This is a genomic window from Paenibacillus sp. Marseille-Q9583 (genome assembly GCF_976954365.1).
Genome location: NZ_CDRJTB010000131.1, coordinates 1 through 5,533, shown reverse-complemented (window position 1 = coordinate 5,533; position 5,533 = coordinate 1). Strand labels below are relative to the sequence as shown.

At 40.2% G+C, this 5,533-nt stretch carries 6 protein-coding genes; 1 reads left to right on the top strand and 5 read right to left on the bottom strand.

Features of this window, described 5'->3' with window-relative positions; genetic code table 11:
• Nucleotides 1–52: 52 nt before the first annotated feature.
• Nucleotides 53–499: a hypothetical protein gene (locus tag ACWNM1_RS30050; protein WP_449603851.1), complete on the top strand. Its 447-nt coding sequence runs from the start codon at nt 53–55 to the stop codon at nt 497–499.
• A gap of 102 nt (nt 500–601) precedes the next feature.
• Here the strand turns inward: ACWNM1_RS30050 and ACWNM1_RS30045 are convergent, their stop codons facing one another.
• From ACWNM1_RS30045 to ACWNM1_RS30025, 5 genes are all read right to left on the bottom strand, one after another.
• Nucleotides 602–2,143 carry a TPM domain-containing protein gene (locus tag ACWNM1_RS30045; RefSeq protein ID WP_449603850.1) on the bottom strand — a complete coding sequence of 514 codons (1,542 nt, stop codon included), beginning with the start codon at nt 2,141–2,143 and terminating at the stop codon, nt 602–604.
• Nucleotides 2,144–2,269: 126 nt separating this feature from the next.
• On the bottom strand, nt 2,270–2,782 hold the full coding sequence (locus tag ACWNM1_RS30040) for a hypothetical protein (RefSeq protein WP_449603849.1): 513 nt from the start codon (nt 2,780–2,782) through the stop codon (nt 2,270–2,272).
• Between the two features lie 70 nt (nt 2,783–2,852).
• Nucleotides 2,853–3,215, bottom strand: coding sequence for an acylphosphatase (locus ACWNM1_RS30035; RefSeq protein WP_449603848.1), 363 nt, complete (start codon nt 3,213–3,215; stop codon nt 2,853–2,855).
• Between the two features lie 164 nt (nt 3,216–3,379).
• Complete coding sequence (cysK, locus tag ACWNM1_RS30030) at nt 3,380–4,318, bottom strand: cysteine synthase A (protein ID WP_449603847.1); 939 nt, start codon at nt 4,316–4,318, stop codon at nt 3,380–3,382.
• A 72-nt stretch (nt 4,319–4,390) separates the two neighbouring features.
• On the bottom strand, nt 4,391–5,416 hold the full coding sequence (locus ACWNM1_RS30025) for a LacI family DNA-binding transcriptional regulator (RefSeq protein ID WP_449603846.1): 1,026 nt from the start codon (nt 5,414–5,416) through the stop codon (nt 4,391–4,393).
• Between the last annotated feature and the right edge of the window lie 117 nt (nt 5,417–5,533).

Here is a 5,533-nt window from a genome sequence, read left to right as displayed (position 1 = left end):
TATTTTGGATTAATGATTGAGGAAGTATTTGATTTCTCTGAGGTGGAGGAAAATGATGAATCAAAAATATAAAGCGCGGATTCAAAAACGCCTACGTGCCAAAATAGTTATCGCTGTTATTGGTGGACTTGCTGTAATAGGTACCTATATCATTAAATTGCCCAACACCACGGCAGATTTTGCTTCTATTAATGCGTATATCACAGGATTTTTCTTGGGTATTGAAGGCGTCTGTGTAATGAACATAATACAGCTTAGAAAGCTGCTTAAAGACGAGAATGCGCTTGAAGAAATGGTGATCTATGAAGAAGATGAAAGAAATCAAAGTATCAAATTAAAAAGTTACAACTCCACTATAAATTACATGATTTGGTTGCTTTCATTTGGAAGTATTATCTCAGCTTTCTTCAATCAGGTTATCTTTTTCACATTGGCAAGTGTTCTTGTGGTCTTGTTAGTCGTGTCTTCATTATTCAAATGGTTTTATACTAGAAACTGAGTGGGGTACATAAGCTTTTTTCCATTTAAATAGCTGTCTCAGTAGTAGAATTCCTACTTGTGAGACAGCTCCTTTGCACCTCTTATTAACTGTATGATTTATTTAGTGTCTACCCGCTCCGCCACCACTGCTGACGCTACCCCCACCACCTGATGATCCTCCACCGCCGGAATAACCTCCACCACTGGAAGAGCTTGAAGAGCTTGAAGAGCTTGAAGAGCTTGAAGAGCTGGAAGAGCTGGAAGAATGTCTACCTGCACCTCCGCCACTGCTGGAACCTCCTCCACCACGGTTCTCGTTACTTGAGGAATAACGACCTGCGCCGCCACCTCTAGTAGATCCTCCTCCACCACTGTTTCCCCAGAAGCTTGACTGTGAGTTATTGGATGGTGTGTTTCTATGATGATGGTGGTGATTATGATGGTGATTATTATAACGTCTGTGCCAACGTCTACCATAACCGTAATCCGCTTGACCGTACCAATTCCCATACCGACGAATATTTCTTGGGCTATACGGATTAAATGGCAAACCGTACATTTCAATATATTTATTGCGTCTTGAAAGACCATATCCGAACAGTATGAGCGGAGCAAATATCAATAAGTAAATTAGAAGACCTTTGCCTACACTAACACTAGTCTCCTTTGCTGAAGTGGTTGTTGAGGAGGAATTGGCGGCTGTAGTGCCTCCACTATTTCCCGTCGCACCAACAGATTGATCCGCTCTAGCCAATAAGAAGCTGTACAAAGAATTAGAAGTTGCCGTAGCTCCCGTTCCGTAATCTTTTTTCACAAATTGGGGCTCAAGTACAGTATCCAAAATATTGCTGATTGCATCATTAGTTAGAACCTTGTCGATGTCCTTCCCTTGCAGAACATGATAGTTGTCTCCACCTATGTCTAGCACGAGCATTACATCCTTAGGGCCAGCAGCCACGGAGGCAAACTTCATGTAGGTATAATCCTGAAGTGTTTTATCTCCTGCGTTCTTTACAGTAACCACATAAATTCCGCTACCAGTTGTAGTTTTATATCTGTTGCTAGATTCGTTCAAATAATCCTTTGTTACTTTTTTGAGTACACCGGCATTATCTGATACATAGTTTTTGGTGCCGACACTCTCCACCCAGGTCCCACCCATGGCTTGAATAAAAGCGCCATAAGTTTTTCGTGCACCGTTACTATAAGTTTTTGCTGCAAAATCCGGCTCAAGATATTGAGAGAGAATATCTTTAATCTTACTGTTAGGCAACGTGTCCTCAACACCCTTACCTTGTACCGCCCAGTAGTCATCATCTTTTATAGAAAGCAGTAGCAAAAGCCCGTTATTCTTATCCGCAGAGCCTACGCCCCAGCTATTGAATAGCGAAGTTGCATACTCTTCCATCGAAACTCCATTTGTAGAATCGACTGTCACCACTACGACTTGAGCACCCGTATCCTGATGTAATTGAATTCCATAGTTCACCATGTAATTCTCAGCTTTCTCGTCGATCACATTCGCAAAATCATTCACATAAAATGACCCAGTATGCTTAGGTACAGCTGTCTTGGCTGAAGTTAAAACCGGAAGAAGCAAAACACTTAACATCAGGGTGGCAAGTGTGGTAAGAAGCATTTTTCTAAACATTCTGTAGTTCATATGTACCTCCTGCGCTATCATAATCTCTTTTATTTATCGGTTACGCTCAGTTTACACAATAGTTCCATTTTGTTCTATTCAATAAACCACACATCCAGATGTTACATAAAGCCCCGGCCGCCAAAATCACATAAAGAAATTAGCACTTTCAGGTTTAGATATAGCTATAATAATGAAAATAATAATAATTAGGTTAATCAGTATGCTTATGAAAAACTCTGATAATTTATTTTGATCTCTACGAAAAACTAAACGATTTAACTGAAACCCTAATGATATTCCCTCACCAATTAAATTAATAGGCAATAATATTAAAGGATAAAGTGCTATTACATAGAGTAATTTCCAAAGCAGCGCCCCAATAATAAATAAGAGAATTACAAGACCAATATGTATCAACGGCCACATTAAAATGATTGTACTGAACACGGATGTCCCTTCAATTAAAAATCCAAGCATTATTCCAACACTAATCAATAAACAAAGAAAACTCAAAGAGGAACCAAAGGATACAGCCGCGTGGCTGAATACCTTTCCATCGAATTGATCAATAATATCAATACCATATATAAAGCAAGCGATTGTTAAAATGATCAGAAGAATGAACTGAGAAACTCTAATCCCATTTAATCTATTCATGTTATTCTCCTCTATCTTCCTAATCCAGCGCAATATAATCTACTTCTGAATTCTACTAATCCATATGTACTTATTTTACTATCGTGAAATCTTTCTCACTCTCATGAATAGGCAGATCACTCATAGTTACTTTCTTTACAGATGCCCGTTTCAATGATTTCATGCAATGGACTAGAAATGAGATTTGCTGTTCTTCCCCTTGCACTTCTACCTCTACACTTCCGTCTTTTAAATTTGTAACCGTACCCGTTAATCTCATTCTTTCGGCTATCGTATATATTTCCAAGCGAAAACCCACCTTTTGAACTCTACCCGAGAAAACTAATTGTTTTCTAACGACAGGGCTAGAAGGAAATTCCTGTAACTGAATACGATTTGCATGCCAAATCACATAATTATTTCTAACTTTTTTGAACACATTCACACGTTTCATACTCCTTTTTTAGAACTACTACGATTTATGCTATATTGTACCATAGCTGTTGGTAAAATAAGGGGCTGAATTGATCACTCTTTAGTTACTAAATGCACAAAAAGACTCAGCATTCCGCTGAGCCTCCAAATTTGTATCAACTTCAAGTCATAGGTTGGTTCAAGCTATTCATTAAAATCAAACAGAGTAGTTGTTAAATAACGTTCACCAGTATCCGGCAAAATCACCACAATCGTCTTCCCTTTATTTTCTGGACGTTTAGCAATTTCTGTAGCTGTGTATACCGCGGCGCCAGACGAGATCCCTACAAGTAATCCCTCGGTCTTGGCAATTTCACGCGCTACATTAAATGCGTCTTTATTCTTCACCTGAAAAATCTCATCAACAACCTCTTTATTGTAAATCTCCGGAATGAAGTTAGCACCAATCCCCTGAATTCCATGCGCACTAGGCCGGCCACCAGATAATACCGGTGAATCAAACGGTTCGATAGCAACGATCTGTACCGAAGGGTTCTTAGCCTTCAAAGCTCCCCCAACCCCTGATATGGTGCCTCCAGAACCAACACCCGCAATAAAAATATCTACATTTCCATCAGTATCCCGCCAAATTTCCTCTGCAGTTGTCGTTCTGTGAATTTCAGGGTTAGCTGGGTTGCTGAACTGTTGTGGAATGAATGCATTTGGAATTTCCGCTGCCAATTCCTCCGCCTTTTTCAGAGCACCACTCATTCCTTCAGCTCCAGGTGTTAATACAAGCTTAGCACCAAGTGCAGCCATCACCTTACGGCGTTCAATACTGAATGTATCCGGAAGTACGATAATCAACGGGTACCCAAGGCTGGTCGCAGCCATTGCAAGGCCAATGCCGGTATTGCCACTAGTCGGCTCAATAATTACAGAATCATTATGAATTAAGCCTTTATCCTCAGCATCTTTGATCATCGCATAACCTATACGATCCTTGACGCTACCTCCAGGATTAAAAGACTCTAGCTTGGCAAGGATTTTTGCTTCAATGTTCTGAGATTTACTATATTTCGAAATTTCCAATAACGGTGTGTTGCCAATCAAATCAGTTACGCTTTTATATATATTAGCCATAATATTCTCCTCATTTCTTATTACCCTATCAGCTTACTTAGCATTAAGTCTAACAGGATTTAGAGTATATTATCAACTTGTTGTATTCCGTCTAACTGAAACGCTGGACTCTCGCACGATTAAACGGGGATCAAGCTGCACCCTTTGGTAGTCACCCGTAATATTATCCTGGATACGTTGCAAAAGAAGCTGAGTAGCTAATCGAGCTACTTCATTTCCCATGATCGAGACCGAACTAATCTGCGGACTTGTAATGGTTGTCCATGCGTTATTATCCACCCCTACCACTGCCACATCCTCAGGAACACGAACGCCTAACTCTTTAAACCTGTTTACGATCCCTATAGCGACCATGTCATTTACAGCATATATTGCATCTGGCATATGGGTCAGGCTATAGAAATAATCTGCAGCTTGTACCCCCGTTTGCAAAGAGAAATCCTCTCCAAAATAAACCAAAGAAATATCCACTTGATTAAACGCCTGCTGATAGGCAAGATAACGATCTTCAATGAGATCCTTCTGAGCTCCTGCGTAAGCGATTCTAGTTCGGCCAATATTGCTTAGATGTTCCATGATTAGCTGGCCCTCAAAACGTGACAGGCTTACGATATCCGCTTTGACATTCTCTGTAATGCGTTTTCCGTAGTTAATGATGGAGACAGGAACACTCGATTTATTAATTAGCTCTACCATAGTCTTAGGATAAGCAAGAGGCATGATAATGAGTCCATCAACATGTAATTTCTTGATCTCACGAATCGTTTCGAGCTCTGTCCGCGGATTTCCGGAAGTATTAATCTGAATGACTCGATAGCCGTCCTGTTTAGCTGCTTGCTCCACGGACCAGGCGATATCTGGAATAATGGCATTTCGAATGTCGGGAACAGCCAGAGCGATTTGCTTCGTTTGGCGAATCTTCAGACTTTGTGCAGAGGTATTAGGTGTAAAACCCATCTCCTCAATCACTTGCAGTACTAATGCCTTAGTCTTGGAACTAATTCCCTCCGAATTATTAATCGCTCTTGAAACAGTAGCAATCCCTACTCCCGCTCGTTTCGCTACATCCTCTATGGTTACTTTGTTTTTATTAGCCAAGTTGATAGTCCCCTCATTTTCGGAATCGTTTCCGTAATCGTAGCTATTATTAAATCGATCCGTCTCATTCAAGCCGTATTTCCAATGTATTAATTATAACATATATGTGCTTATAAA

Bases quoted from the DNA above. Each gene is read 5' to 3' on its own strand.
- ACWNM1_RS30050 (WP_449603851.1), top strand. From the start codon at position 53: ATGATGAATCAAAAATATAAAGCGCGGATTCAAAAACGCCTACGTGCC.
- ACWNM1_RS30045 (WP_449603850.1), bottom strand. From the start codon at position 2,143: ATGAACTACAGAATGTTTAGAAAAATGCTTCTTACCACACTTGCCACC.
- ACWNM1_RS30040 (WP_449603849.1), bottom strand. From the start codon at position 2,782: ATGAATAGATTAAATGGGATTAGAGTTTCTCAGTTCATTCTTCTGATC.
- ACWNM1_RS30035 (WP_449603848.1), bottom strand. From the start codon at position 3,215: ATGAAACGTGTGAATGTGTTCAAAAAAGTTAGAAATAATTATGTGATT.
- cysK (WP_449603847.1), bottom strand. From the start codon at position 4,318: ATGGCTAATATATATAAAAGCGTAACTGATTTGATTGGCAACACACCG.